Here is a 25,233-nt window from a genome sequence, read left to right on the forward strand (position 1 = left end):
TTTGTTATGTTGTATAATTTTTTTGATTATTTGATGTAAAAAAGAGCTCCTGTTTAAGAAGCTCCTAATTATCCTCTTGTCGCCTAGACAACGGCTTCTTCATCAACAAGATGGTCTTTAAGTTTACTTTCAGAAGATGGTTCCAGTATGGACGGTTTTTCCAGATTCTTACCAATTAGTCTTGCAAGGTCTACTGAAGAACCAGGCAAACTTGCAACTGCACGACCAGCATAATCTCCTTCAGCCTGAATGATAATGCTAATTCTTTCTCCTGCCCTAAATACATCGGGATGGGCTTCAATACTTTTGCTGTAAAACCGTGTTAACACTTCTCCTTCTCCACCGTCTGGATACCGTATTTTAGTTGTTCCCAACCTATAAGGGGTTTCCTTATGGTTTTTAAGTTTTAAAACTTCTTGTCTGATTTCTGCAACGACTGCTGGAATTTGTATTTCCAACAACCCTGTCTCTAAATTTCTTCTTTCTACCATTGTAAAAATGTTTTATCGTTAATAAATGATTTTAAGGCTAAAACCCAGGGGGATTAGCAGAAATGGGAAAGAGTAGCGGGGTGATTTTTTAGATTAACTCACGCTCACGATAGTAATAAAAAAAAGAAGGGGGGGGTACTTGAAAAGTTACAGGAATTTTAAATTTTGAAAATGGATTTGAATTTTTGTCAAAAAAAAATTTTTTCAATCCCAAATTATACCTCCTGAAAAGAACCGCAATTTAGGCTCATTGCACTTTGGGCATAGATGGAATCCATCTGTCAACACATTATCAAAACTTCGTTCAACAATTTTGTTTCCGTTATCAGTTATAAGTTTCTCGTTATTATAGGGGGTTACATTCTTAGAGTTACAATCAGGGCAGGTCAATACCTTAGATTTTAAATTCCCGTCTACCATATTATTGCAATTAGAACATAGGCATGGGAATAATTCTGTGGTCTTATAGTTTTGCCTACTTCCCCCAATTAAAGCGTCCTTTTTGAACCCACATTTGCATATAGCTCTTACTGTTGCTCCCATTGTTTTTATTTTTAAAATGGCATGTTATTTTCTCCATCTGGAATTTGCTTGTTCCTACATTCTTCAACCCTGAATTCATCTTCATCTTCTTGGTGTATCAAATATCTAATAATGAACTCATCAGTTTCTTTATGATGGAAGCTATAAACTTTAGCTTTGGGATAACAGTATTTACATTCAGATGGTTTTACTACTAGGGAATCCATACCTCTTAATTTTAGATTTTCGAATAAATTTTGTAGTTCTGAAATGAGTTCATACTTTGTTTTATATGAATAGTATCCATCATTAAGAGAATCTAGACAACTTGTATCTAATCTCTCAAAAGCACTTATTAGTGAATTTAATAATTCCTGAAGTTTCATAAATGATTAAGACCTTAATTCATCAGATATCAGAATAACAGTAAAATCAATATCACCGTCATAACCACTTTTGAAATTGTCTTTTACAAGTTGGTTGTAAGTTTTCTGAATTAGATTATATAAGGTTTTAAGGTTTGTTAATGCATTAGGGATTATATCGTCCTGTACATCCACCAAATACATCATTAAAATAAACAATGGAATATCCCCTTTGCAATTATCCAACAGCAAATTCAATTTTTTATTATTTATGAATTTAGTATCAGGCAAATGTGTATTATATGTGTCTACAAGATATTTAAGGTCATAAATTACTAAATCAAAATCCTCATAGCTAACAGGTACACTATGCCCAATGTTTTTATGAGTATTTAACAATTGATTTGTGAAAAGGATTGGATTATTTTCAAGATTTATAAAGTATGTTAATATATCTGTATTCATTTTTATAAGTTTTAAATTAATGGATAGATTTAGCATCTATCAAATATAATTAAAATGTAGTATTTTAAGGTTACAACATTTAACCTCGTTAATTGGAATTTTATTGCATGGTGCAATTGTCTGATAAGAGGCTTAATGAGTTAAAAGATTCCATTCCAAAAATTATTGGAACTAGAATCAAGAATTTAAGAAAAGAGAAAGGTCTTACTCAAACAGAATTAGCTGAACTAGTTGGAAAGGACAGACAATATCTATACAAAATAGAGAAAGGCAAGGTTACTCCAAACATTGTCACAATATCAGCTCTTGCAATTGCCTTAGAAATTTCACTAAAGAATTTTTTTGATTTTTAGACCTCTGGAATTTTGATGAAAAATGTTGACAAGTTGACCGTCAAGTTTGACAGATTATTTTAAATCAATATGATTAGTATACTTATCTAAGTGTATTCCTAATTTAAAGCTTCCTATTTTTGAATATATCAAATAAAAAACCCTCTCTATAAAGAATGGGTTTGTGATTTTATGAAGATTTAGTTATAAGATTTAAAATGCAGGTGGAGGAGTATCTCCATCACAATCGGTTAAGTCGGCTTCAAAATACATTGCCCAACTATTACCCCCAAAATCTTCCCCCTCTGCCCAAGCAGTTTCCTCAGATGGACCATCTACTTCTGCATGTGCTGCAAAACATAACTCACCAGTAATCTCTCCTATATTAACTGTGTAAATAACTTGTGTAGTACCATCTTCATGTTCACTAGCATACTCAAAATGTCCAATTTTAGGGTTATTTGCACCTGTTAGAGGAAAGTCATCTTCCTCGCAATTGGTAATATGTAAATGTGTAGCATTTAATACCCAATCTCCATCGGTTGTATATGTTACTGTTAAAATATCTCCTTCAACATCAATAGTAACCGTTCCAATTTCGTAATGCTGCCCTGCAATCAAATTAATAGTATGGCAATGCTCTTCTGAAGTATCATCAGTAGAAATATCACTTGCCGTTACTTCAAAACTTTCTTTCTTTTTAGAAGATTTCTTTTCGGTTAATAATTGAGAATCTTTTTCTTCTAGGCTTTCTAAGTTACATCCCAATAAAAGAAGTCCCAAACTCAAAAGAGAGGCTTTTGCTATATTTTTCATAACATATCATTAAGTAGGTTAATATCTCAAATATAGTCAACAATAGATTATTGGTAAAATATTTTCGCTGAATTACATAATTTTCAATAAAATGAAAGTTTAGTATTACTTTATGTTGTGAAATTCCACTAAAAAACCCATTCTAAAATATAGAACGGGTCTTTCTTATTAATATAATTAAGTGTTCTCTAATTATCCAATTCAAGCGTAATTGTTCCAACTGCTTCTACATTACCAACTTCAACAGTAATTTCATCTGATACATAATTTACATATCCTTCTTTGGCAATCTTTACAATATAGGTTCCTTCTTCAAGTCCTTGAACCATAAAATGTCCATTATCATCTGTCAAGGTATCTTTAACCAATATATCATCTATTGTATAAACTTCTACAATTTGATTAGCTATTGGTGTTTCTACTTCTTCTATAAGTTCAATCACCTTACCATTTATTGAACCTGAACTGATTTCTGCATCAACCTTTATAACGGGTTTTAGTATGTACTTTCCAGAATTACCAGCTTTAACAATAGATTCTTGAACACTCCAATCTAAAATAAATGTATATACAAACCCTGCTTCTAATTCTTCATCTAAATTAAGCTTCAATCCAGATTGTTCTGCACTTGGAGTATCTAAAGGGATTAATTCATCTTCTCTTTCTATCTTTAATGTATTGTTATCACTTAAAATCAGTCTTACCTGTTTTAATATACCAACTGGTACTACTTCATCTGTTAATAATAAACTATTTCCAGCTATAAGTTCTGTGATGTCAACGTTTATTGGATAGCCCCCTTCTGGTGTAAAGCTTTCCCAACCTTCCTCATCATCTTCATTAGATTGATATTGAATGTCTATTATTTCAATATTTACTTCTTCATAATCCCCTGGTTCATCTACTAACTTTAATTGAACTCTTGCTGTCTCAGTTTTGTTATTACTGTCACTATCATCACAATTAACCATTAATAGTAAAGCCATAATGGTCATTACAGTTCCCAATCCCGATTTTAAATACTTCATATTCATAACTTTATTTTTAAGAGATATTTACAAAAATACGATCCACTTATAATAGTTGGTTTATTTATCCTTGCTACTTTTAAGATTTAGCCGCCAATTTTCGTTGAAATGCATCTTTATAAAAATTTAAGAAAGAAAAAGGAGGCAATTAAGCCTCCTCATATATTCTCAATAAAGATTCTAACAATAATCATTTGTTAAGGGTAGCTATCAATCCATCTCTACGAGAATTAAGATAATCTTGGTTGTATTTTAAAATTATAAGTTTTAAATGTAATTTCCAAAAAATCAGGCAATATTCATTAAAATAAAAAAAGATGGATAAAGCTATCCACCTTTTTGCCCCAAATCTACCATGAACTTAACCTACTTATGTTTATGGTATTCCAAACATAGCTAAGTCAATTGATATAATCCATAGTATTCTACCAACCACTCAAATAATTGTTCAAATGGACTTATTTTTAATTTGTTGTAGTCCTTTTATCCATTTTTTTATATTTTCCTATCCACATGTTGAAAACTGTATTTCATATATCCAAAATGGATTGTCCTTCTGAAGAAAATTTAATCCGTATGAAATTAAATGATTTTACTACGATTAAAAACTTAGATTTTGACTTATCAAAAAGGGAACTAACTGTCTATCATACCGAAAATTCAGTTCAAATAGAACAGTCCATTAATGATTTGGGTTTAGGAGCAAAAAAAATAGGCACATATCAGACTACCCAAACCTCTTTTAAAGAACAAACCAACCAAAAAAAATTACTGTGGACTGTACTATTAATTAATTTCATCTTCTTTTTAATAGAGATTACGACAGGGTTATTTTCTAAATCCATGGGACTTGTTTCAGACAGTTTGGACATGTTAGCAGATAGCTTTGTTTATGGTATTAGTCTATTTGCTATTAGCGGAACTGTTACCAGAAAAAAAAGAGTTGCCAAAACTGCTGGTTATTTTCAAATAACACTTGCCATTATTGGATTATTAGAAGTCATTAGAAGATTTGCAACCTCTGAAACTATACCTCACTTTTCCACTATGATAATTGTTTCAATCTTTGCCTTAATAGGAAATATTACATGTCTCTACTTATTACAAAAATCTAGAAGCAAAGAAGCTCATATGCAAGCTAGTATGATATTTACCTCCAATGACATTGTTATTAATAGTGGTGTAATCATTGCTGGAATTTTAGTTAATTGGCTGAATTCAGTTTACCCTGATTTGATAATTGGAACCATTGTTTTTATAATAGTAATTCAAGGTGCTATAAGGATATTAAAACTAGGGTAAAATCATCATGACAAGATTAATTACAGTCTTTTAACCTATTAATCTCCATACTAATTCTCTTCTCTACCACCTTACCATAACTATCCTGAGTTATCTTTATACTACTATGCCCTAACAACTCACTAACTATTTCCAGAGGAACATCATTGTATAGCAGCACCGTTGAAGCAAATGTTCTCCTTGCCATATGTGTTGTAAACTTTTTATCTATTCCTGTAATAGCTCCAATCTCCTTTAAATATGAATTATACTTTTGATTAGTAATTCTTGGAAACACATAACCATCTTGATTATAATGTTCAAGAATTTTTAAAGCCCTAGGTAATAATGGAATTGATAATAGTTTAGATGTTTTCTTTCTGTCCATCTTTATCCACTTATTACCATCAAATCCAACTATGATGTGCCTTTGCTTTAAATCCATTAACTCTCTATATGGCAATCCAGTATAACAACAGAAAATAAAAAGGGCTTGTACAAACTTTAATCTAGATTGTGAGAACTCATGTTTTTCAAGTTTTTTTAGCTCTTCTGGAGAAAGAAATACAATATTATTTTTAGTCCTTTTTGCTTTGTACAGCATAAACGGGTCTTTATCCAAATAACCTTCTGCAACAGCAATTCTAACAGGCTTTCTAAAGCGTTGTATCATCTTATTTATTGTTGCTTGACCTAATCCTTTCTCTGTCTTTAAATAGTATTCAAAATCAGCTAAAAACTGTAGTTTCAACTTATTTAATGGATAATCGTTACGCTTATATTTATGTTTAATAAAATCCTTTACATGCTTATATGAATAGTCAAACTTTATCCAGGTAGCTCTTTGAATATCAATCCCTATTAGCTTTTTTAGAGATTCTAAATAACGTTTAAAAGCTTCAAGTGTTCCTTGTTCTTTTTGAGTTTTTTCTCCTTTATATTGAAGATAGATATCTTCTACGGTAAAGCTTTCTTCTTTAACTTGAAGCATTAAAAAAGCCCTATTAATTTTAGTTTTAATAAGGCTTAATTGTGTGTTGATGAGTTTTTCGTCAGGTTCAGATGGCTTGACCAGTTGTTGCTTGGGATTCCAGTTTTTAGGATTAATAAATTGCCCTGTAGCGAATTCTTTTCTCTTCTTATTTAATGTAATTCTACAAGCAATTGAACATTTCTGTTTTGAATTAGTTTTTGATTTATTCTTTAATATAAAGAGTATATTGATTTTCATTTCTGTTGATTTAAAATTAATTTAGTGTTCGCTTGATTTCACATTAACTTAGAGCAATGCAAACGAAGATTCTAAAGATTGTTGGACACAGTATTTACTACACTCAAAGTGATTATATTAGTTTTGAGAAAAGTAATTTTCCTGACCTGAGTGAATTTAAATTTAGGACTCACGTTGGTGTTTTATGGGAAGTGGAAATAGAAAAATATAATCCTCAGAATAAAACTTTAACAGTAAGAATTATTGACTATCACAGTGACAAAATAGATGAATTTGAATTGCAGTCTAAAAGGAATAGTGGTTTGGTAAATATTTGCTTTGTAGACTTAAATTGGAAGAGGCTACAAACCCAATTCTTGTCTTTTAGAAAATCCTCCTTCAAAAAAATCATTAACAACGAATCATTTAATGATACAAACAATGATGTTCCTTTAGAAACCCCACCTCAAGGCTTTACAGGTCTCAAGACATCTAGCTTTAAACAAGCTCATAGTGTTCCCCAAAAAACAACTGAAGAGTTTTATGCGACAGTTCGTTTTAAAGATGCTAAATTTCTAGACGGCAGTGTAAAATTCTGTTGTGGAATAAAAGAGTTGTCAGAAAAAGTGGAGCTTGAAATACTTAATCCCCAATTAAAAAAGGAGTTTGATTATATAAAATATCATTTTCATAAAGTATTTAAAAGAAAATCATTTGAGGTCATTGGCTCTAAAATTATAATTGATTACGATATAGAATTTGAGAATATATCCTCTCCACAAATTTCCCAAATCAATTATACTTTAATTGAAGAACTAAAAAATATAGAGTACTCTAGTATAACAAAATTAACACCTAAAGAAAACTCTAAGAAACTGCTTGACCTAAATGAGGTTTTTGATGAGCTAAGCATTGATTTAAATAGTGGATTGTTTAACGAAAGTGAAGAAGATTTAATTAACTTCTTTTTAAAGGATAGTAACATAAGAAATAAGCAACAACTAGTATACCTGTCTGGATTAAAACAAAGTAAACTAAATAATATTAGGTTTTCTCTCAGACCAAATTTTGGGTTTTTGTTTACTATTAAGGGTAAATTGAAAACTCATTATTGTTGGGAACTTCTAGATTCCCATGCTACGTACCTATGGAGTATTAATAACGATATAAATAATAAAATTGATATCATTGAACAGATAATAAGCTTAATAGGTAGAATAGGCAGACGCAAGTATAAAGAAAATCTGGAGCTACCTCCTTCTGTAGAATTTAACCTAATCCGACATTTAAATAAGAGTAATGGATTTAAAGACTGGAAAAGTAAATTAAATGAACTTTCTCAATGAAAATTTTTAGGCACCTTTTTAAATCATAAGCGCACCTAATAGTGCACCTTTTTCTATAAAAAACTTGGCAACTATCATTTTAGAAGGGAAAATGCAATTAATGCATACAATGCAGTTATGTCAAAGTATAAGACACAAAAAAAGCCCAAACTACATTTGTAATTTAGGCCTTTTTGTGGTCCCACCTGGGCTCGAACCAGGGACTTTCTGATTATGAGTCAGATACTCTAACCAACTGAGTTATAGGACCTTTTATATTTTTCTTTTATCCATTGTTTTCCATATCCAGACTTTAAATACTTTTCTCGCTTTCTAGCTTCTTCTCTATTATCTAGACTTTCAAAGAAAAACAATTTCCAAGGACGATATCCTTTGGTGCTTTTCGTTCTTCCAGCATTATGTTCAGCTAACCTCTTTTCAACATTAGAAGTCATACCTACATAAAACCTTCCATCTTTTTCACTTATAAGAACGTAAACAAACATCTTATCTATTTCGTCAGATACTCCCTGCCTGCTTGACCGCAGGTAGGCAGGTAACCAACTGAGTTATAGGACCTATTGCAAACAAGCTGCTATCCTCTTTAAATAAGAGTGTGCAATATTACTACATATTTTAAAATCCTACAAGATATTTTAATTAAAAAGAAACCCTCGGAAAACAAGGTAACTAGGCTTTCTTGAGTAGGATTACTCGTCAGATTCTGTGATTTTAATCTCCTGACAAAGCTCAATTAAAACCCCATTAGAACTTTTTGGGTGTAAGAAAGTCACCAACTTATTATCGGCGCCTTTTTTTGGGATTTCATTTAATACTACAAACCCCTCGTTTTTTAAACGTTTTATTTCTGCTTCAATATCATCAACATCAAAGGCGATATGGTGAATACCCTCACCCTTTTTTTCAATAAACTTGGCAATAGGACTATCTGGCTTAGTGGCCTCTAATAATTCAATTTTATTGGTTCCAACATTAAAAAAAGAGGTTTTTACACCTTCGCTTTCAACCGTTTCAATTTTGTAATGCAGTTGACCAAATAATTTGGAAAAGAGACCATTGGATTCTTCTAAATCTTTCACAGCTATGCCAATATGCTCAATTTTGTTCATCGTGTTGGTTTTAAAACAAGGTACGAAATTGTAGATTAAAAAAGATGATAATCATTAAAATATCCTTTACTTTTGCACTATTCAAGCCCGTTATTGGGATTTAAAATTAAGAGGCGTTTTGGAACAGAGTCAGAGACAGAAAAAAATAGGATCCGTTTTACAAAGTGATTTAGTAGATGTGCTTCAACGCGCGGCTAAAGATGGTGGTTTGCATGGTGTGTTAATTTCGGTTACTAAAGTAAATGTTACTGTAGATCTTTCTATTGCCAAAGTATACTTAAGCATTTTTCCTAATAACAAAGCTGCTGAGCTTTTAGAAGGTATAAAAGCCAATACCGCGTCCATAAGGCACGAATTGGCACAGCGAACCAGAAACCAGCTTAGAAGAATGCCCGAACTATCTTTTTATATTGATGATTCTTTAGAATATATCGATGGTATTGAGCGTTCTTTAAAAGGATTGGACAACCCTATTGAAGACCCCGATTTACTGGACAAAAGAAAAAAATCTTAGTTGAATGTAGCCCTTTATATAGCAAAACGTTACCTGCGCTCTAAGAGCTCAAACAACGCTATAAATTTTATAACCTATATTGCCATTATTGGGGTTGTTCTAGGCTCGGCTTCATTATTCGTTGTACTTTCTGGTTTTGCTGGGTTAAGAGATTTTACTTTAGAATTCTCCAATATTGTAGACCCTGATTTAAAGGCCGAATCTACCAAAGGGAAATCATTTACACTTACCGATTCCGAAATCTCAAAACTGAATGATTTAGAGGGAATTGCCGTTTTTTCTAAAATTGTAGAAGAGCGGGTTTTAATGACTTCGGAAGAAAAAAAGAGCATTGTGTTCCTTAAGGGCGTTGATGGGAATTTCCAAAAGGTTGTTGATATAGAATCGCAAATAGAACATGGTGGCTGGTTAGACCAAAAATCGAATCAAATTGTTACCGGTTGGGGTGTCGCCAATAATTTATCTATTGGTGTTTTGGATTATACAAGGCCCATAAATATTTATGTACCCAAACCCGGCATAAAGCAAATCACCTCTACCAACGATGCTTTTAGAGCTGTAAAGGCTGCTAATGTAGGCTTGTTTTACATTAATGAAAAACTAAACGATAATTATGTTTATGCGCCCATAGCTTTAACCAAAGAGTTGTTGAATTATAGCCCCAATCAAATTACCGCTTTAGAATTTAAGTTAAATAAAGGGGCTGATGAAGCGGTTATTAAACAAAAAATACAATCGGTGTTAGGCGACAAGGTTTTGTTAAAAAACAAAGCGCAATTAAATGATGCGCTATATAAAATGTTAAACACCGAATACCTAGCGGTTTACCTTATTTTCACACTAGTATTGATCATTGCCTTTTTCAATATTATAGGGTCTTTAATTATGATGATGCTAGATAAGAAACAAAGCCTAAACACCTTGTTCAACCTTGGCATAAACCTAAAAGATATTCGTAAAATCTTCTTTCTTCAAGGCAGTTTAATGAGTATTGTTGGTGGTTTTATTGGTATTCTTCTGGGGCTGTTACTCATTACCAATCAAATTTACGGCCCGGATGTATTAAAAGTATACATCACACCGGACTTACCATATCCAAGCAAAATCAAATTAATTAATCTCGTATTGGTCTTTGCAACTATTTCGGTTTTGGGAATTGTTGCTTCAAAAATTGCTTCGGTAAGGATTACCAAAGCTTTGGTGAAGACTAATTAATCATTTTAATTAGTTAAACGTCTTAACCTCTACTTGTTCTTAATTGAAAAAATATCCCAAACTTAGTTGAATTACAGTATTGGTTACATCATGAGTGTTGTTTTTGGACCCACTAACCTCCAATACAGGTTGTATGCCTTGATAAGCATTGGCCTCAATAAAAAAGTTGCCAAAATCATAACCAATACCAAAGTTAACACCATAATCTAAACTTGATTTTACATCGCCCAAATCATTAGTTCCTTTTTTTGTATTAATAAGAACCCCAACTTGAGGTCCAGTTATTATATAAGGTTTAGAAAAAAATTTAAAATTGAGAGGAATATTTAAATAACTTAATTTATAATCAACATCATCTGGAGAAGCAGCTCCTCCTCTTCCTTCTTTCCTATCGCCTTGTAATGAAAAAACTAATTTAGGTCTAAACGAAATATTTTTGGTCAATTCGTGTTCATAAACACCGCCTAAATGAAAACCAAATGTCTTATCTACATAAACTTCCTTGAGAAATCCATTAGTAAGTGCCGAATTACTCGCTCCAGCAAAAAACCCTAAGCTGTTTTGGGAAGACAATGTCATGGTAATTGCAAAGACGAAAACGAAGAAAATATTTTTCATTATTCTGTATTTTTCCTAAAAATAGGAAAAATCCGAAAAAACACTAATGCGTAAACTGATAATCGCCAAACTTCTCCAGCACCTCATCAAAGGCAGCAAATACATCTTCCGGCTTATCGCTGGTTACCATTTTGGTTCGGTATTCCTTAAAGTGCGGAATACCTTTAAAGTAGTTGGTATAGTGTCTTCGGGTTTCAAAAACACCTAAAACTGGACCTTTCCAGTCCATAGACATTTGTAAATGCCTGCGTGCAGCCTCTACACGTTCTTCTATAGAAATAGGTGCCAAATGTTCTCCTGTTTCAAAATAATGTTTCACTTGTTTAAAAAACCAAGGATTCCCAATACTGGCACGACCAATCATAGCGCCATCCAAGCCGTAGCTGTCTCGCATTTCGGCCGCCTTTTCAGGAGAATCAACATCACCGTTTCCAAAAACAGGAATATGCATTCTTGAGTTGTTTTTTACGGCAGCAATAGGTTTCCAATCGGCACTACCTTTATACATTTGGGCTCGTGTACGCCCATGAATGGAAATGGCCTTACACCCCACATCTTGCAATCTTTCGGCCACCTCTACTATTTTTATAGACTCATGGTCCCAACCTAATCTGGTCTTAACCGTAATGGGCAAACTGGAACGCTTTACCATTTCTTCGGTGAGTTTGACCATTAAATCAATGTCCTTTAAAATTCCTGCACCAGCACCTTTGCTCACTACCTTTTTTACGGGACAACCAAAATTGATATCGATAATATCGGGCTTAGACCGCTCTACAATATCAATGGTCTGTAACATACTGTCTAAATTGGCACCAAAAATCTGAATCCCCACCGGGCGTTCCTTTTCATAGATATCCAACTTCATCACGCTTTTGGAAGCATTTCGAATAAGACCTTCACTAGATACAAACTCGGTATAAACAACATCGGCACCTTGTTCCTTGCACAAAGCACGAAATGGCGGATCACTTACATCTTCCATAGGTGCTAAAAGCAGAGGAAAATCGGGAAGTTCTATGTTGTCTATTTTTACCACAGTTGTATTTTTCAGCAAAACTAGTACTTTTCTCTATATTTATAAAAAATTCAACTGTTGCAAATTCCTTTTGAACCTCAATTATTCGGTTATAACATAAACATTCACTTAGTCTTATGTCACGTCCTGAAATATGGCTACAGGTTAATAATTGATTTTACGCTGCATTTGTATATACCATTTCAGGTGTTTTAAAATCTAAAGATAAATGTAATCTTATAGAGTTGTATAAGTTGATAGCATTTTTTGCTGCACGCTTAGCGTGTTTCAGGCTGTCAAAGGTCTGGTCGAGATAGAACTCGTCTTTAAGGATGCCGTTTACACGTTCTGCAAGTGCGTTTTCGTAGCAATGATTGTCTTCGGTCATACTGATTTTGATGTTTTTATTTCTTAGAATGTTAGTGTAAAGGTTACTGCAATATTGGATTCCACGGTCAGAGTGGTGTACTTGAGGCGTACGCTTACCAGACTGTTTCAGGGCTTTTTGAAGAGCCCTTACACAGCCTGCCAGCTCAAGGCTGTCACTAAGGTCATATCCTACTATCTTACGGCTGTACATATCTGTAATGAGGGCAAGGTAGGAGAAGCCATTGATAGTTCTGATGTAGGTTATATCGCTTACCCAAACTTGGTTTGGTTCCTTTATTTCCAAATCCTTGATGATGTTCTTGTACTTGTAGAACCTGTGGAATGAGTTTGTGGTTTTATGATGTGCTTTCTTTCTGTGAATCAGCATATTGTGTTTTCTTAAGATGTTAAACAAGGTGTCTCTACCGACATTTAAGCCAGCTTGCTTAAAGTTGTTATCTAGAGACTTAATAAGCTTTCTGGTGCCTTCTCTAGGCAGGGATTTACGTCTCTGCTTGACTATCTGAATGGTTTTCTGTTCAATCTGTAATCGCTTGTCTGCTCTACGTTTATACTTGTAGTATGCATCGCGTTTAAGACCGAAGAAGCTGCAAACAGTAGCTAAAGAAGCAAATCCCCTAGACTTTTCCCTGGCCTTTATCAGGGCTTGATATTTAGCTTTTTTTTTAGCTCGAGGACAGATTTGTAGCCTAACTGTTCTGCGGCTACTTCAAGATAGGATTCATCTACAAGCGCATCCATATCCTTTTTCAATAAGAGTTTCTTGAGCTGTTCAATCTCTTTTTGAAGCTGTTTGATACGTGTTATCTCGTCTTTTGTTTTCACGGTTACTCGTGTGTTCATTAAGTCCTTACGGTTGTACTTCTTGATCCATTCGTTAATGGTAGAAGAGTTGATGCCGTAAGCCTTGCCTAATTGATACTTGTTTAGTTTTCCGGTGGTAAGTTCGTCTAAAATTTTGAGTTTAAAAGATTCTGAATACCGTCTAATTACTTTGTCATTTTTGTACATAATTGTTTAAGATTATGTAGCCTTTATTCAGGACGGGTCATTAGAGTATTTAGCGTTCTTTTTTGCATATAGATATTATGTGGTTTTGCGACGAAAAAACAAAGATTCTATTTCGTCCAATAATCGTCTATCCATAATTCTTGGTGCTGCTCTAGGCGCTTTAATTGGTTCTCGCGTTGTTGGAGTTTTAGAAAACCCCGTTTTTGAGTTATCACAACAAAACATCATTCAGTTACTAAATACCAAAACCATTATGGGTGGTTTGTTTGGTGGCCTTCTAGGTGTGGAACTAACCAAAAAGATTATTGGCGAAACCCAATCTTCTGGCGATTTATTTGTGTTTCCAATTATCCTAGGGATTTTTATTGGGCGCATTGGTTGTTTTTTATCTGGCATCAATGAATTTACTTATGGAAAGGAAACCTCTTTTTTTACTGGAATGGATTTGGGTGACGGCCTGTTTCGTCATCCCACGTCGTTGTATGAATTGGTGTTTTTGGTTATACTTTTTTTAAGTCTGAAATGGCTGCAAAAATATCGCGAATTACAAAATGGCGATCTTTTTAAATGGTTTATGATTTTATACTTCGGATTTCGGTTTTGCATTGAATTTATAAAACCAAACGTGTTTTTTGTTTTTGGACTCAGTACGATTCAAATTTTATGTGTAGTTTGTTGGTTTTATTATATTAAATTCATCACTATAAACTTAAAAAATGCCCATTAGAAAATATACTTACTACGACTACACCCAAAGCCTATGCCCTGAATGTTTACGCCGTGTAGATGCAAAAATTGTATTTGAAAATGGTAAGGTTTATATGTTAAAGCGTTGCCCTGAACACGGAAATTCTAAGGTGTTGATTGCAGACGATATTGAGTACTATAAAAACATTAGAAATTACAATAAACCGAGTGAAACACCGTATTTGTTTAACACGAAAACACACTATGGATGCCCCTATGATTGTGGATTGTGTCCAGACCATGAGCAGCACTCCTGCCTTACGGTGGTTGAGGTGACCGACCGCTGTAATTTAACCTGCCCAACTTGTTATGCGGGGTCTTCTCCAAGCTATGGAAGGCATCGCACTTTGGAAGAAGTTAAAGAGATGTTAGACACCATTGTGAAGAATGAAAAGGAACCTGATGTGGTGCAAATTTCGGGTGGAGAACCAACAATTCACCCACAATTTTGGGGCATTTTGGATTATGCAAAGTCGTTGCATATAAGGCATTTGATGTTGAATACCAACGGTATAAAAATTGCTAAGGATTTTGAGTTTGCAAAACGTTTAAAAACCTATGCTCCTGATTTTGAAATCTATTTACAATTTGATTCTTTTGAAAATTCTGTATTGCAAGAATTACGCGGCGCCGACTTATGGGATATTCGCAAACAGGCCTTAGAAAATTTGAATGCGCTTAATTTATCCACAACTTTAGTAGTAACGCTTCAAAAAGACTTAAATGATCATGAGATTGGGAAAATAATCGACTTTGCTCTACAACAAAAATGCGTGCGTGGTGTTACGTTTCAGCCTACGCAAATTGCGGGAAGATTAGATAATTTTAACCCCGAAACCGATAGAATGACACTAACTGAAGTGCGCCGAAATATTATGGAACAGACTGATATTTTTACCTCGGACGATTTATTGCCCGTACCTTGTAATCCTGATGCTTTAGTGATGGGGTATGCTTTAAAATTAGATGGTGAAGTGTTTCCGTTAACCCGATACATTAACCCTAACGATTTACTAGATAATAGCAAAAACACCATTATTTACGAGCAAGATGAGCAACTGCACGGGAAAATGATTGAACTGTTCAGCACAGGAAATTCTGTGGAAGTTGCCGAAGAAAATCTAAAAAGCATTATGTGTTGCTTGCCTAATATTAATGCACCAAATCTGGGTTACGACAATTTATTTCGTATTATTATCATGCAATTTATTGATGCTTACAACTTTGATGTGCGCGCCATAAAGAAATCTTGTGTGCATATTGTGGATAAGGACAATAAGATTATTCCGTTTGAAACCATGAATTTATTTTATCGGGATGATAAAAAGGAACGTTTAGAAGAATTAAGAAATGAAATTAATTGATTCTATATTTTTAAACCTTGACGGATTAGGAACAATATTGGCGATATGGGCATTTTTCGCTTTTGGTGTACCTTTAATCCTATTAATTTCGGGAGTTGCTCTTCGAAATAAGAACAAGAAAAAGTCCAAAAACTATTTAATTGCTGCCGTTGTTTATGTAATTATCGGGCTTGGGATTTGCGGTAGTATGATGATTTAATATTTCAATATGGTTTCGCTTTTAAGCCCAAATATGGATTTTACAGGTCTATTTATTATCATTTTATTGATAATGTTTGGGCCTTCTGTTCTATTAACGATTATTGGATTTAGTATCCGAGGAAAAAATAATAAAGCGGCAAAAGTATTATTTATCATTGCTTCTGTTTACCTAATCATTAGTTTAGGTGTTTGCGGTGCGATGATAGCCGGTTTTTAAAACCCAAAAACCATAAAAACCTAAAACAAACTCTCCAGCGGTTCCAAAAATATAAACAAGCGTAGGGGTACCATCTAGAACCAAACTTATAAGTCTACCAAACCCCAAACCCAACATAAAAACCATATTACTCATCAATGCTATCTTCAGAAATTTGGTGTTACAAACTCCTAATATCCAAAGTACAGCAAATCCTAAATACAAGCCCATAATAGCTTTAAATGCATTGAGTTCATCAATTGTTTGAAGCTGAATGTTGAAGTTTTCACTTGGATTGAAGCCATATAATAATGCAACAGGAATAACAATAACAATCGAAATTATAAGATGGATTTTGTTTAGAATATCTGATTTTTTAAGTACCATTGAAATAACCTGTTCTTACACAAAGGTAAAGATTATCATTTTAGAGTGAGACCAGACAGGTTTCAAAAACCTGTCTGGTCTGAACATTTAATATAGCCTAAGCATCAATCCAATCCTTAATTACAGCATTATAACTCCTTCCCGAAGTAACACTAGATTGTTTAGAGTTGTTTAAAGTAATGGTGTACCTGCTATTAAAGTATTTTTGAATGTCTTTTACAAAATCTTTATTGATGATAATACCTCTGTGAATACGTAAAAAGTTATCGGGTAGTTTTTGTTCTAAAGCTGAAATCGTTTCGCTACTCAAGTGTTTTTGTGTCCCACAATGAATGGTTGTGTAATTATCACTAGCCTCGAAATACGCAACCTCATCTAGCTTTACAAAAATTAACTTATTGTTTTTTTTGACCGTTATGGAGGTCATTTTCTTGTCTTGCTTTAACGCTGAAATTTCTCGTAATACACTTAAAATATCTTGGGAATACACAGGTTCATTAAAGGTCTTCAGTTTTTCCACTGTTTTTTTAAGTCGGGACTCCTTAACGGGTTTAACCAAATAATCGACACTATTGGTTTCAAAGGCTTTCAGGGCATATTCGTCGTAAGCCGTACAAAACACCACCATGGGTATTATTTGTAATTGAGCCAATAAATCAAAACCGGTTTGCCCAGGCATTTCTATATCTAAAAAGATAATATCGGGTTTAAGGTGCTCTATCTTTTCTTTGGCTGTTGTAACATTCTCTGCGGTATCAATAACTTGAAAGGTTTCAGGAAATGCCTTTAACAAATTTTCCAAGCCCAATCTAGCAGGCGCTTCGTCATCAACAATTATAGTAGTATATGGCGTCTTCATATTACAGGGTTTCGGGTAAGGTTATGGTAATTGCTTTTTCTGGGGTATTGGTCCAATTTAAGGAAGCCCTATCGCCATAGCTTAACCTTAGCAAATCATAAACGGTTTGTAGGCCATGACCACTGACTAAACCTTCAGGAAAATCAGGACCATTATCACCAACTGAGATTAACAATTGATTATCCGTTCTTTTAATACTCAAATTAATTTTCCCTTCGCCTTCGTTTTGAGAAACACCATGTTTTACGGCATTTTCTACCAATGGCTGAATTAAAAATAATGGGATTTCATGATGTTCTAATCCTTTATCCACTTCAATTTTAAAATTTAGTCGGTCACCAAACCTAATTTTTTCAATATCCAAATACGAGGTCACCATATCTATTTCATCCTTTACCGTACTCATCTTTTTACCCTTTCGGTTTATGGAATAATTAAACAAATCTGATAAAGCATATACCATTTTTTGGGTTTTATTTGCATCTACTGGCGCTAAACTCGCTATGGAATTTAATGAATTATATAAAAAATGCGGATTGATTTGCGATTGCAACAATTTGGTCTCGGCTTGGGCGTGCAGTTGCTTTAATTTGCTGAGTTCAACCTCCTTTTCATTTACTAGCGACTGCGAATAATGGTTTAGATAGATTAGAATTCCGCGACCGATTGATAAAAACCCATATAATAAAAATCCCGACCAATGATATGTAAGTATTGAAACAGTCCTACCCTCAATCACATATGCTAAAAAAGGTAAATTGAAAACTAAAAACGTAAATAATACTTTGAACAATAAGTTAACACTTAATCCCCAAGATTTTTTAATTACACGTTTCTCAAAAAACCAAAGTAGTAATGCTCCCAATGAAGAAAAAATAATAGATGGTAAAATATCTTCAATCATGTAATCCATCCATGTCATACTTGAGTTGAATGAGGTAAAATGCTTGTAAATCCTACCTAAAGAACTAGCGCAAATTGTAACTAATAAAATTGGGGGAAAATAATTTAGATACTCATATTTGAACTTCTTGTAATGAAAAACACTGAATAGTAGAATAAAAAACAGAAGGCCTATGCCACATATAATCAACCATACTTTTTTTAAATAGTTGTCCTTATCCAAAAAATGATTAGCATACCTCCAGCCATAAACGCCGTTCATGTATTCTTTTAATTCTTGTTCAAAATTTGGGCTATAAAATTTTTGTAGAACGAGTTCATCGGATTCACTGATATTTTGATTTACATAATCATCCGAGATATGAAAGCTCTTTGCAGATAATATTTTAAACATAACATTTTTAAACAACTTCGCTCTTTCAGAGGAATTAATAATATTAGAAAAGAAATTAAACCTCGTAAGAGAATTAATATACCCAGCCATTCTTTTTTGATTGGAAGACATAGAGAACGATTGAAAATGAACAAAAGTTTCATCATCAATAACATCATACCAGGGGTTCTCACCAAAAGAAACAGTACCACTGTTATTGATTTCAAATTTGATAGCAAAAGAATTTAAATGCTTAATGGGATATCCGTTTACCATACTATCTTTAGAAATCTCATGCCTGGAGATATAATTTGAAAAATAATCTATTTCTAAATGGGGCAATAAGCCTTTAAAATATTGTAAAGTATTGTCGAAGGCTAAACTATCTTTATCTACTGCACCACTAAGTTTAAATAGCACAGGACCTTTATACTTTAAAAGTGTTTTTGATTTTGATATACCTCTACCATAAACCTGTGTTATTATGCGTTCCCAAGTAGGGTCTTTTTGTTCATTTAATTCATTATTAAAAATCTTTTCATTGATAGATTCAGAATTAGAAGAAACCATTGTAACATCAATGACTACTAAAACAAGAATTAAAAAAAATAGGTTTTTCATCACAGTAAATTTAAAATTTTATACCCCAAAAGAACTAGTAAGTCTTAAATTCTAAAACCTATTTTTTGCAAACTGCATATATGTAGTAGTGAACTGCATGAATTTGATTATTTTAGTTACTTTATACACGAACATATTTAACTATCTTTGCGCCTCCATTGTAGCAAGACAAAGAAATGAAGCACATTAGAAACTTTTGTATTATAGCCCATATTGATCATGGTAAAAGCACCTTGGCAGACCGTTTGTTAGATTATACTGGTTCTGTTACTGCAAGAGAAAAGCAAGACCAGCTTCTTGACAATATGGATTTAGAACGTGAACGCGGTATTACCATTAAAAGTCACGCCATTCAAATGGATTATGAGTACAAAGGTGAAAAGTTTGTTTTAAACCTTATTGATACACCTGGCCACGTAGATTTTAGTTACGAAGTTTCCCGTTCTATAGCCGCTTGTGAAGGCGCCCTACTTATTGTTGATGCGGCGCAGAGTATCCAAGCACAGACCATTTCCAATCTGTATTTGGCCTTGGAGAATGACTTGGAAATTATTCCAGTACTTAATAAAGTAGACTTACCAAGTGCCAACCCAGAAGAAGTTACCGATGATATTGTAGACCTCCTAGGTTGTGACCCAGAAGAAGTGATTCATGCCAGCGGAAAAACAGGCTTTGGCGTAGATAATATTTTGGCCGCTATTATTGATAGAATTCCGGCCCCGCAAGGTAATCCTGATGCACCTCTACAAGCGCTTATTTTTGATTCTGTTTACAATACTTTTAGAGGTATTGAAACCTATTTTAGGGTTTTTAATGGTGAAATTAAAAAAGGGCAACACATTAAATTTGTTGCAACAAATAAAGATTATTATGCCGATGAAGTAGGCACTTTAATGCTTAACCAAGTGGCAAAACAAAGTGTGAAAACGGGAGATGTTGGTTACTTAATTACAGGTATAAAAACGGCAAAAGAAGTAAAGGTAGGAGATACTATTACTGATTTTGCGAAACCTACAACCAACATAGTTGAAGGGTTTGAAGATGTAAAACCTATGGTTTTTGCTGGTATTTACCCTGTAGACACAGAAGATTACGAAGAATTAAGGGCTTCTATGGAAAAACTACAGCTTAATGATGCTTCTTTGGTCTTTCAGCCAGAAAGTTCAGCAGCGCTTGGTTTTGGTTTCCGTTGTGGGTTCTTGGGGATGCTTCATATGGAAATTATCCAGGAACGTTTAGAGCGTGAATTTGATATGACGGTTATCACTACGGTACCCAATGTGTCTTATCATGCTTATACCAATAAAGAGCCAGACGAGGTTATTATTGTAAATAACCCCTCAGACCTACCAGAACCTTCTACTATAAATCGAGTTGAAGAGCCATTTATTAAAGCGACTATTATAACCAAAGCCGATTTTGTTGGTAATGTCATGAGCTTATGTATTGAAAAAAGAGGCATTATCACCAACCAAACGTATTTAACTACAGAACGCGTAGAATTAACTTTTGAAATGCCTTTAGCCGAAATTGTTTTTGATTTTTACGACAGGTTAAAAACAGTATCTAAAGGTTATGCTTCTTTTGATTACCATCCTATAGGGATGAAGGTTTCTAAGTTGGTACGTTTAGATATTTTACTAAATTCACAACCAGTCGATGCGCTTTCTGCATTAATCCATGCAGATAACGCACAGACTATAGGTAGAAAAATGTGCGAGAAGTTAAGAGAGCTTATTCCGCGACAACAATTCGATATTCCAATTCAAGCAGCGATTGGTGCCAAAATCGTTTCTAGGGAAACCATTAAAGCCTTGCGTAAAGATGTTACTGCTAAGTGTTACGGTGGTGATATTTCCCGTAAACGTAAACTTCTTGAAAAACAGAAAAAAGGTAAAAAACGGATGCGCCAAGTGGGGAATGTAGAGATTCCACAGCAAGCGTTTATGGCGGTTTTAAAGCTGAATGATTAACCCTAACCCGCTGTTTATCAAATAGTAAATTTGTAATACATACAGATTTATTGTATCTTTTCACATCTTCAAATTGAACATGATATTTATTTCTGCTTAGTTAAGGTATTAACTAATCCATTAAATATTATGAAAACAAAACTATTTTTCTACACTTGTTTTGCCCTTTCATTGTTGGTTTTTAACAACAATTTGTACTCTCAAAATTTTTATGAATCGTCTACCGAAATTACCTCGTTTGGTAATACTTTGGACATTGATCATGAATTTACGCTAAATAGCGATGAAAAATCTTTTAATTTCATTGAAATCGCAAACAGTGTAGATGACACACTCACTCTTGATGAAGAAGAACAGGATCCAGAACAATTAATTCGTTTTGCTAGGACCATGCTGGCATTAGGAGCTGGTATAGCCTTTGGCGATAGTGATACCCTTTATTGTTTGCATGCCGCTTATTACTTGCGCTTAGCCATGTATACAAATGCAGCTTTGTTTGGTTCGCTGGGAGTTGCCTTTGATGGGCTAAGCGGTGATAATTTTACAAGAAATTTAATCGATTTACAATTCAGGCTTTTAATGTTCCACGCCATAACTAAATACAAGCAAGTTCACTTTATCTACGGTATGATGTTGGCATACGCCTTTGGCTCTGAAAAATTTGATGGTGGTTCTAAATACGACCTCACAAGATTAACCGCAGCACTAGTGCTCGGTTTCAATATTATTTTAACCACTCAATTTTCAATTATGCTACAAACCAATATTTTTGCACATCAAAGATGGACCCAAAAACTAAACGGTTCTGAAATTGAAAACAACACTACTTGGGGATACATTAACAAAGGGAATTTGCTCACACTTTCCTTAGTATGGAATTTGGCCAATTCCAGAGCACGATAACAAGTAACTAATCATCATTGACCCCTACTTCACAATTTGTGGTAGGGGTTTTTGTTTTTAGTTATTTTGTAATGTAATTATGCACTTAATGTTATATCACATTTCCCAAAAACCCGAACACACCCAACCAGAACTTATTGTTAAATTTTATAGAAAATAAACACTAAAATTCGGCTTTTGTTGAATTTCTTTTATGAAAATTTCAATAATCCTCAATAATGCTTTTTTTTTCTCAAAAATGAGATTTCAACAAAGTTATTAACAATATTTTTGTATGTTTATGTACCAACCTCCTTCTCATTTTTGGGTTTTGAGGCTAACACAAAAACAAAATCATTTATTACCAAACCTATTGAGAAATCGTTTATGAAAGCTCTTTTTTTTACTAGAGAATTTCCACCTTATGTTTATGGTGGCGCCGGAGTTCATGTTGAATATTTAGCTGCTGAATTAGCAAAGCTTATGGAAATTGATGTACGTTGCTTTGGTGATCAAGATGAAAAAAACGACAACTTTACCGTAAAGGGCTTTCCTTATGACAATGCCCTTTTTAGCGATTCTAATAGTAAGCTTAAATCTGTTTTTCAAACATTAAGCACGGGGATTCATATGAATGCCGAAGAAATAGATGCCGATATCGTACACTGTCATACTTGGTACTCGCACTTTGCAGGGATTGTTGCTAAACTGTGTTACGGTACACCATTGGTTATTACGGGACATTCATTAGAACCTTTAAGGCCCTGGAAACGTGAGCAATTGGGCAGAGGTTACGATGCATCTTCATGGGTAGAAAAAACAGCTCTTGAAATGGCCGATGCTGTTATTGCCGTATCTAAAGAAACCAAAGAAGATATCTTAACCCATTTTAATGTCGACGAGGAAAAAGTCCATGTTATCTATAATGGTATTAATCTGCAGCAGTATCAGGTAACTTCTGCAACAGACACATTAGATACTTACGGTGTTGACAAAAACAAACCCTATGTTTTATTTGTGGGTAGAATTACGCGCCAGAAAGGTATTATTCATTTAGTGAATGCCATAAAATATATTGAACCCGACACACAGATTGTACTTTGTGCCGGTGCTCCAGACACCCCCGAAATTGGAAAGGAAATGGAAGATGCCGTAAACGAAGTAAAGAAAACGAGAGACAATGTTATTTGGATAGATAAAATGGTAACCAAAGAAGAAATCATTCAATTGTATTCTCATGCCGATGTATTCTGTTGTCCTTCTATCTACGAACCTTTTGGTATTATAAATATTGAAGCTATGGCTTGTAATACCGCAGTTGTTGCCAGTGCCGTAGGCGGTATTAAAGAGGTTGTTGTAGATGGGGAAACCGGTATTTTAGTGCCTTTGGAACAACTAAACGAAGCGCCTTTTGAACCTGTTGACCCTGATAAATTTTCAAGAGATTTAGCAGAAGGAGTCAACAAAGTTATTGGGGACAAAGCCCTAAGAGAGTCTATGGCGATTAAAGGTAGAAAACGTGTTGAAGACTACTTCGATTGGATAGCCATAGCCAAACAAACCGAAACACTATACAAATCCCTAATACAAAACAACTAATCACTAAAAAAAGTAACTATTATGATAAATAACAAAGTTTTATCGATTATCCTGGGTGGCGGACAAGGATCTAGACTTTATCCTCTAACCCAAGAACGATCAAAACCGGCTGTGCCTATTGCAGGTAAATACAGGTTGGTAGATATTCCTATTTCTAACTGTATAAATGCAGATATAAAACGGATTTACGTTTTAACTCAGTTTAATTCTGCAGGTTTAAACAAACACATAAAGAACACCTATCATTTTAGTTTTTTTAGCAGTGCATTTGTAGACGTTCTTGCTGCCGAACAAACACCACAAAGTAAAACCTGGTTTCAAGGAACCGCAGATGCTGTAAGACAGAGCATGCACCACTTTTTAGGTAATGATTTTGAATATGCACTAATTTTATCTGGCGACCAATTATACCAAATGGATTATGATAAAATGATAGAAGCTCATGAAGAAAGTGGTGCAGAAATTTCTATAGCAACAATTCCTGTAAATGCAAAAGATGCCACAGGGTTCGGTATCTTAAAGGCAAACGAAGAAAATATCATTACCTCTTTTATTGAAAAACCCGATGCCGATTTATTACCCGATTGGACCTCTGAAGTAAGCGATGAAATGAAGGCTCAAGGTAGAAATTATCTAGCCTCGATGGGGATTTATATTTTCAATAGAGACCTACTGGTTGAACTCATGGAAAATCCGGATACTAACGATTTTGGTAAGGAAATTATTCCACAATCCATAGATTCTCACAAAACATTAAGTTATCAATACGAAGGGTATTGGACAGATATAGGAACTGTAGAGTCCTTTTTTGAAGCCAACCTTGGATTAACAGACGATATTCCTAAATTCGATTTATACGATAGAGACAAGCGTATATACACCCACGCAAGAATGCTTCCCACAACAAAAATCTCGGATACGGTCTTAGATAAAACCGTAATTTCAGAAGGATGTATTATTAGCGCTTCGAGGATAGAGCGATCAGTTATTGGTATTCGCTCTAGAATTGGAAAAGAGTCTACCATTATTAACACTTACATGATGGGAAATGACTACTACGAAACCTTAGAGGAAATAGATAACAACAAAATTGAAATCTTATTAGGAATTGGTGAACGCTGCTTCATTAAAAACTGCATTATAGACAAAAACTGTAGAATTGGCGATGATGTTAAAATCAATGGAGGACCACATTTAGAGGATACAGAAACAGATACGTATTGTATCAAAGACGGTATTGTAGTTCTCAAAAAAGACGCTGTAATTCCAAAAAATACAATTATTCAATAATAATTTTATTCTTTAACCATTTAATAACATTAAGTTTTTAATAATCAATCGTTTTCGTAAGGTTAGCTGCCCTATTGGTAATTAATGGTATATCTTAATTTACTAAT

At 33.9% G+C, this 25,233-nt stretch carries 28 protein-coding genes and 1 tRNA gene; 12 read left to right on the plus strand and 17 right to left on the minus strand.

The genetic code is table 11. The features are described from left to right. Window positions 1-83: 83 nt before the first annotated feature. The 4 genes from M0214_RS05750 to M0214_RS05765 all read right to left on the minus strand — a co-directional run bounded on the left by M0214_RS05750 (window position 84) and on the right by M0214_RS05765 (window position 1,843). Window positions 84-491: a hypothetical protein gene (locus M0214_RS05750; protein WP_248724515.1), complete on the minus strand. Its 408-nt coding sequence runs from the start codon at window positions 489-491 to the stop codon at window positions 84-86. Window positions 492-695: 204 nt separating this feature from the next. Then, complete coding sequence (locus M0214_RS05755; RefSeq protein ID WP_248724516.1) at window positions 696-1,034, minus strand: hypothetical protein; 339 nt, start codon at window positions 1,032-1,034, stop codon at window positions 696-698. A gap of 11 nt (window positions 1,035-1,045) precedes the next feature. After that, window positions 1,046-1,240 carry a hypothetical protein gene (locus tag M0214_RS05760; RefSeq protein WP_248724517.1) on the minus strand — a complete coding sequence of 65 codons (195 nt, stop codon included), beginning with the start codon at window positions 1,238-1,240 and terminating at the stop codon, window positions 1,046-1,048. 165 nt (window positions 1,241-1,405) lie between these two features. Then, on the minus strand, window positions 1,406-1,843 hold the full coding sequence (locus M0214_RS05765; RefSeq protein WP_248724518.1) for a hypothetical protein: 438 nt from the start codon (window positions 1,841-1,843) through the stop codon (window positions 1,406-1,408). 116 nt (window positions 1,844-1,959) lie between these two features. Between M0214_RS05765 and M0214_RS05770 the strand changes: the two genes are divergently transcribed. Beyond that, on the plus strand, window positions 1,960-2,196 hold the full coding sequence (locus M0214_RS05770; protein ID WP_248724519.1) for a helix-turn-helix domain-containing protein: 237 nt from the start codon (window positions 1,960-1,962) through the stop codon (window positions 2,194-2,196). A gap of 192 nt (window positions 2,197-2,388) precedes the next feature. Here M0214_RS05770 and M0214_RS05775 read toward each other — a convergent pair whose 3' ends face one another. Together M0214_RS05775 and M0214_RS05780 are read right to left on the minus strand one after the other, a co-directional pair. Next, on the minus strand, window positions 2,389-2,991 hold the full coding sequence (locus M0214_RS05775; protein WP_248724520.1) for a hypothetical protein: 603 nt from the start codon (window positions 2,989-2,991) through the stop codon (window positions 2,389-2,391). Window positions 2,992-3,179: 188 nt separating this feature from the next. Further along, window positions 3,180-4,019: a DUF4382 domain-containing protein gene (locus M0214_RS05780; protein ID WP_248724521.1), complete on the minus strand. Its 840-nt coding sequence runs from the start codon at window positions 4,017-4,019 to the stop codon at window positions 3,180-3,182. 513 nt (window positions 4,020-4,532) lie between these two features. Here M0214_RS05780 and M0214_RS05785 point away from each other — a divergent pair. Continuing rightward, complete coding sequence (locus tag M0214_RS05785; RefSeq protein ID WP_248724522.1) at window positions 4,533-5,321, plus strand: cation transporter; 789 nt, start codon at window positions 4,533-4,535, stop codon at window positions 5,319-5,321. 16 nt (window positions 5,322-5,337) lie between these two features. Here M0214_RS05785 and M0214_RS05790 read toward each other — a convergent pair whose 3' ends face one another. Further along, entirely contained in the window at window positions 5,338-6,531 is a 1,194-nt protein-coding gene (locus M0214_RS05790; protein WP_248724523.1) for a site-specific integrase, read from the minus strand. Window positions 6,532-6,587: 56 nt separating this feature from the next. Between M0214_RS05790 and M0214_RS05795 the strand changes: the two genes are divergently transcribed. After that, window positions 6,588-7,856: a hypothetical protein gene (locus tag M0214_RS05795; RefSeq protein WP_248724524.1), complete on the plus strand. Its 1,269-nt coding sequence runs from the start codon at window positions 6,588-6,590 to the stop codon at window positions 7,854-7,856. A 176-nt stretch (window positions 7,857-8,032) separates the two neighbouring features. Here M0214_RS05795 and M0214_RS05800 read toward each other — a convergent pair. From M0214_RS05800 to mce, 3 genes are all read right to left on the minus strand, one after another. Next, a tRNA-Ile gene (locus M0214_RS05800) sits at window positions 8,033-8,106 on the minus strand. Beyond that, window positions 8,084-8,341, minus strand: a complete 258-nt coding sequence (locus tag M0214_RS05805; protein WP_248724525.1) for a GIY-YIG nuclease family protein — start codon at window positions 8,339-8,341, stop codon at window positions 8,084-8,086. The genes M0214_RS05800 and M0214_RS05805 overlap by 23 nt, the downstream gene beginning before the upstream one ends. A gap of 204 nt (window positions 8,342-8,545) precedes the next feature. Beyond that, window positions 8,546-8,965 (minus strand): methylmalonyl-CoA epimerase, encoded by a 420-nt coding sequence (mce, locus tag M0214_RS05810; protein WP_248724526.1) that lies wholly within the window; start codon window positions 8,963-8,965, stop codon window positions 8,546-8,548. Between the two features lie 118 nt (window positions 8,966-9,083). Between mce and rbfA the strand changes: the two genes are divergently transcribed. Then, complete coding sequence (rbfA, locus tag M0214_RS05815; protein ID WP_248724527.1) at window positions 9,084-9,479, plus strand: 30S ribosome-binding factor RbfA; 396 nt, start codon at window positions 9,084-9,086, stop codon at window positions 9,477-9,479. Next, window positions 9,480-10,694: an ABC transporter permease gene (locus M0214_RS05820; RefSeq protein WP_248724528.1), complete on the plus strand. Its 1,215-nt coding sequence runs from the start codon at window positions 9,480-9,482 to the stop codon at window positions 10,692-10,694. Between the two features lie 39 nt (window positions 10,695-10,733). Here M0214_RS05820 and M0214_RS05825 read toward each other — a convergent pair whose 3' ends face one another. The 4 genes from M0214_RS05825 to M0214_RS05840 all read right to left on the minus strand — a co-directional run bounded on the left by M0214_RS05825 (window position 10,734) and on the right by M0214_RS05840 (window position 13,731). Beyond that, window positions 10,734-11,312 carry an outer membrane beta-barrel protein gene (locus M0214_RS05825; RefSeq protein WP_248724529.1) on the minus strand — a complete coding sequence of 193 codons (579 nt, stop codon included), beginning with the start codon at window positions 11,310-11,312 and terminating at the stop codon, window positions 10,734-10,736. Between the two features lie 43 nt (window positions 11,313-11,355). Then, on the minus strand, window positions 11,356-12,351 hold the full coding sequence (gene dusB / locus M0214_RS05830) for a tRNA dihydrouridine synthase DusB (protein WP_248724936.1): 996 nt from the start codon (window positions 12,349-12,351) through the stop codon (window positions 11,356-11,358). 157 nt (window positions 12,352-12,508) lie between these two features. Beyond that, window positions 12,509-13,402, minus strand: a complete 894-nt coding sequence (locus tag M0214_RS05835; protein ID WP_371873555.1) for an IS3 family transposase — start codon at window positions 13,400-13,402, stop codon at window positions 12,509-12,511. After that, window positions 13,360-13,731, minus strand: a complete 372-nt coding sequence (locus tag M0214_RS05840) for a transposase (protein ID WP_248722598.1) — start codon at window positions 13,729-13,731, stop codon at window positions 13,360-13,362. Before M0214_RS05840 ends, M0214_RS05835 begins: the two co-directional genes overlap by 43 nt. A gap of 25 nt (window positions 13,732-13,756) precedes the next feature. Here M0214_RS05840 and M0214_RS05845 point away from each other — a divergent pair, with 25 nt between their 5' ends. From M0214_RS05845 to M0214_RS05855, 3 genes are read left to right on the plus strand one after another with little or no spacing between them, the layout of a single operon-like run. Then, on the plus strand, window positions 13,757-14,458 hold the full coding sequence (locus M0214_RS05845) for a prolipoprotein diacylglyceryl transferase (protein WP_256467962.1): 702 nt from the start codon (window positions 13,757-13,759) through the stop codon (window positions 14,456-14,458). Continuing rightward, window positions 14,448-15,842, plus strand: coding sequence for a radical SAM protein (locus M0214_RS05850; protein WP_248724531.1), 1,395 nt, complete (start codon window positions 14,448-14,450; stop codon window positions 15,840-15,842). The genes M0214_RS05845 and M0214_RS05850 overlap by 11 nt, the downstream gene beginning before the upstream one ends. Next, window positions 15,829-16,041 carry a hypothetical protein gene (locus tag M0214_RS05855; protein WP_248724532.1) on the plus strand — a complete coding sequence of 71 codons (213 nt, stop codon included), beginning with the start codon at window positions 15,829-15,831 and terminating at the stop codon, window positions 16,039-16,041. The genes M0214_RS05850 and M0214_RS05855 overlap by 14 nt, the downstream gene beginning before the upstream one ends. 183 nt (window positions 16,042-16,224) lie before the next feature. Here the strand turns inward: M0214_RS05855 and M0214_RS05860 are convergent, their stop codons facing one another. The 3 genes from M0214_RS05860 to M0214_RS05870 form a co-directional block, all read right to left on the minus strand. After that, window positions 16,225-16,626, minus strand: coding sequence for a DUF4345 domain-containing protein (locus M0214_RS05860; RefSeq protein WP_248724533.1), 402 nt, complete (start codon window positions 16,624-16,626; stop codon window positions 16,225-16,227). 97 nt (window positions 16,627-16,723) lie between these two features. Then, window positions 16,724-17,485, minus strand: coding sequence for a LytTR family DNA-binding domain-containing protein (locus M0214_RS05865; RefSeq protein WP_248724534.1), 762 nt, complete (start codon window positions 17,483-17,485; stop codon window positions 16,724-16,726). A gap of 1 nt (window position 17,486) precedes the next feature. Next, entirely contained in the window at window positions 17,487-19,382 is a 1,896-nt protein-coding gene (locus tag M0214_RS05870; protein ID WP_248724535.1) for a sensor histidine kinase, read from the minus strand. A 176-nt stretch (window positions 19,383-19,558) separates the two neighbouring features. Here M0214_RS05870 and lepA point away from each other — a divergent pair, with 176 nt between their 5' ends. From lepA to M0214_RS05890, 4 genes are all read left to right on the plus strand, one after another. Next, window positions 19,559-21,355, plus strand: a complete 1,797-nt coding sequence (gene lepA / locus M0214_RS05875) for a translation elongation factor 4 (protein WP_248724536.1) — start codon at window positions 19,559-19,561, stop codon at window positions 21,353-21,355. Window positions 21,356-21,484: 129 nt separating this feature from the next. Further along, entirely contained in the window at window positions 21,485-22,258 is a 774-nt protein-coding gene (locus tag M0214_RS05880; protein ID WP_248724537.1) for a hypothetical protein, read from the plus strand. A 366-nt stretch (window positions 22,259-22,624) separates the two neighbouring features. Next, on the plus strand, window positions 22,625-23,836 hold the full coding sequence (gene glgA, locus M0214_RS05885) for a glycogen synthase (protein ID WP_248724538.1): 1,212 nt from the start codon (window positions 22,625-22,627) through the stop codon (window positions 23,834-23,836). A gap of 21 nt (window positions 23,837-23,857) precedes the next feature. After that, window positions 23,858-25,126 carry a glucose-1-phosphate adenylyltransferase gene (locus M0214_RS05890; RefSeq protein WP_248724539.1) on the plus strand — a complete coding sequence of 423 codons (1,269 nt, stop codon included), beginning with the start codon at window positions 23,858-23,860 and terminating at the stop codon, window positions 25,124-25,126. Window positions 25,127-25,233 lie beyond the last annotated feature (107 nt).

This window comes from Seonamhaeicola sp. ML3, from assembly GCF_023273855.1.
GTDB lineage: Bacteria > Bacteroidota > Bacteroidia > Flavobacteriales > Flavobacteriaceae > Seonamhaeicola.

Bases quoted from the DNA above. Each gene is read 5' to 3' on its own strand.
- M0214_RS05795 (WP_248724524.1), top strand. From the start codon at position 6,588: ATGCAAACGAAGATTCTAAAGATTGTTGGACACAGTATTTACTACACT.
- glgA (WP_248724538.1), top strand. From the start codon at position 22,625: ATGAAAGCTCTTTTTTTTACTAGAGAATTTCCACCTTATGTTTATGGT.
- M0214_RS05780 (WP_248724521.1), bottom strand. From the start codon at position 4,019: ATGAAGTATTTAAAATCGGGATTGGGAACTGTAATGACCATTATGGCT.
- M0214_RS05880 (WP_248724537.1), top strand. From the start codon at position 21,485: ATGAAAACAAAACTATTTTTCTACACTTGTTTTGCCCTTTCATTGTTG.
- M0214_RS05825 (WP_248724529.1), bottom strand. From the start codon at position 11,312: ATGAAAAATATTTTCTTCGTTTTCGTCTTTGCAATTACCATGACATTG.
- M0214_RS05870 (WP_248724535.1), bottom strand. From the start codon at position 19,382: ATGAAAAACCTATTTTTTTTAATTCTTGTTTTAGTAGTCATTGATGTT.
- M0214_RS05790 (WP_248724523.1), bottom strand. From the start codon at position 6,531: ATGAAAATCAATATACTCTTTATATTAAAGAATAAATCAAAAACTAAT.
- M0214_RS05785 (WP_248724522.1), top strand. From the start codon at position 4,533: ATGTTGAAAACTGTATTTCATATATCCAAAATGGATTGTCCTTCTGAA.
- M0214_RS05765 (WP_248724518.1), bottom strand. From the start codon at position 1,843: ATGAATACAGATATATTAACATACTTTATAAATCTTGAAAATAATCCA.
- M0214_RS05860 (WP_248724533.1), bottom strand. From the start codon at position 16,626: ATGGTACTTAAAAAATCAGATATTCTAAACAAAATCCATCTTATAATT.
- M0214_RS05755 (WP_248724516.1), bottom strand. From the start codon at position 1,034: ATGGGAGCAACAGTAAGAGCTATATGCAAATGTGGGTTCAAAAAGGAC.
- M0214_RS05805 (WP_248724525.1), bottom strand. From the start codon at position 8,341: ATGTTTGTTTACGTTCTTATAAGTGAAAAAGATGGAAGGTTTTATGTA.
- M0214_RS05850 (WP_248724531.1), top strand. From the start codon at position 14,448: ATGCCCATTAGAAAATATACTTACTACGACTACACCCAAAGCCTATGC.
- M0214_RS05865 (WP_248724534.1), bottom strand. From the start codon at position 17,485: ATGAAGACGCCATATACTACTATAATTGTTGATGACGAAGCGCCTGCT.
- M0214_RS05840 (WP_248722598.1), bottom strand. From the start codon at position 13,731: ATGTACAAAAATGACAAAGTAATTAGACGGTATTCAGAATCTTTTAAA.
- M0214_RS05855 (WP_248724532.1), top strand. From the start codon at position 15,829: ATGAAATTAATTGATTCTATATTTTTAAACCTTGACGGATTAGGAACA.
- M0214_RS05775 (WP_248724520.1), bottom strand. From the start codon at position 2,991: ATGAAAAATATAGCAAAAGCCTCTCTTTTGAGTTTGGGACTTCTTTTA.
- M0214_RS05760 (WP_248724517.1), bottom strand. From the start codon at position 1,240: ATGGATTCCCTAGTAGTAAAACCATCTGAATGTAAATACTGTTATCCC.
- lepA (WP_248724536.1), top strand. From the start codon at position 19,559: ATGAAGCACATTAGAAACTTTTGTATTATAGCCCATATTGATCATGGT.
- M0214_RS05890 (WP_248724539.1), top strand. From the start codon at position 23,858: ATGATAAATAACAAAGTTTTATCGATTATCCTGGGTGGCGGACAAGGA.
- mce (WP_248724526.1), bottom strand. From the start codon at position 8,965: ATGAACAAAATTGAGCATATTGGCATAGCTGTGAAAGATTTAGAAGAA.
- M0214_RS05750 (WP_248724515.1), bottom strand. From the start codon at position 491: ATGGTAGAAAGAAGAAATTTAGAGACAGGGTTGTTGGAAATACAAATT.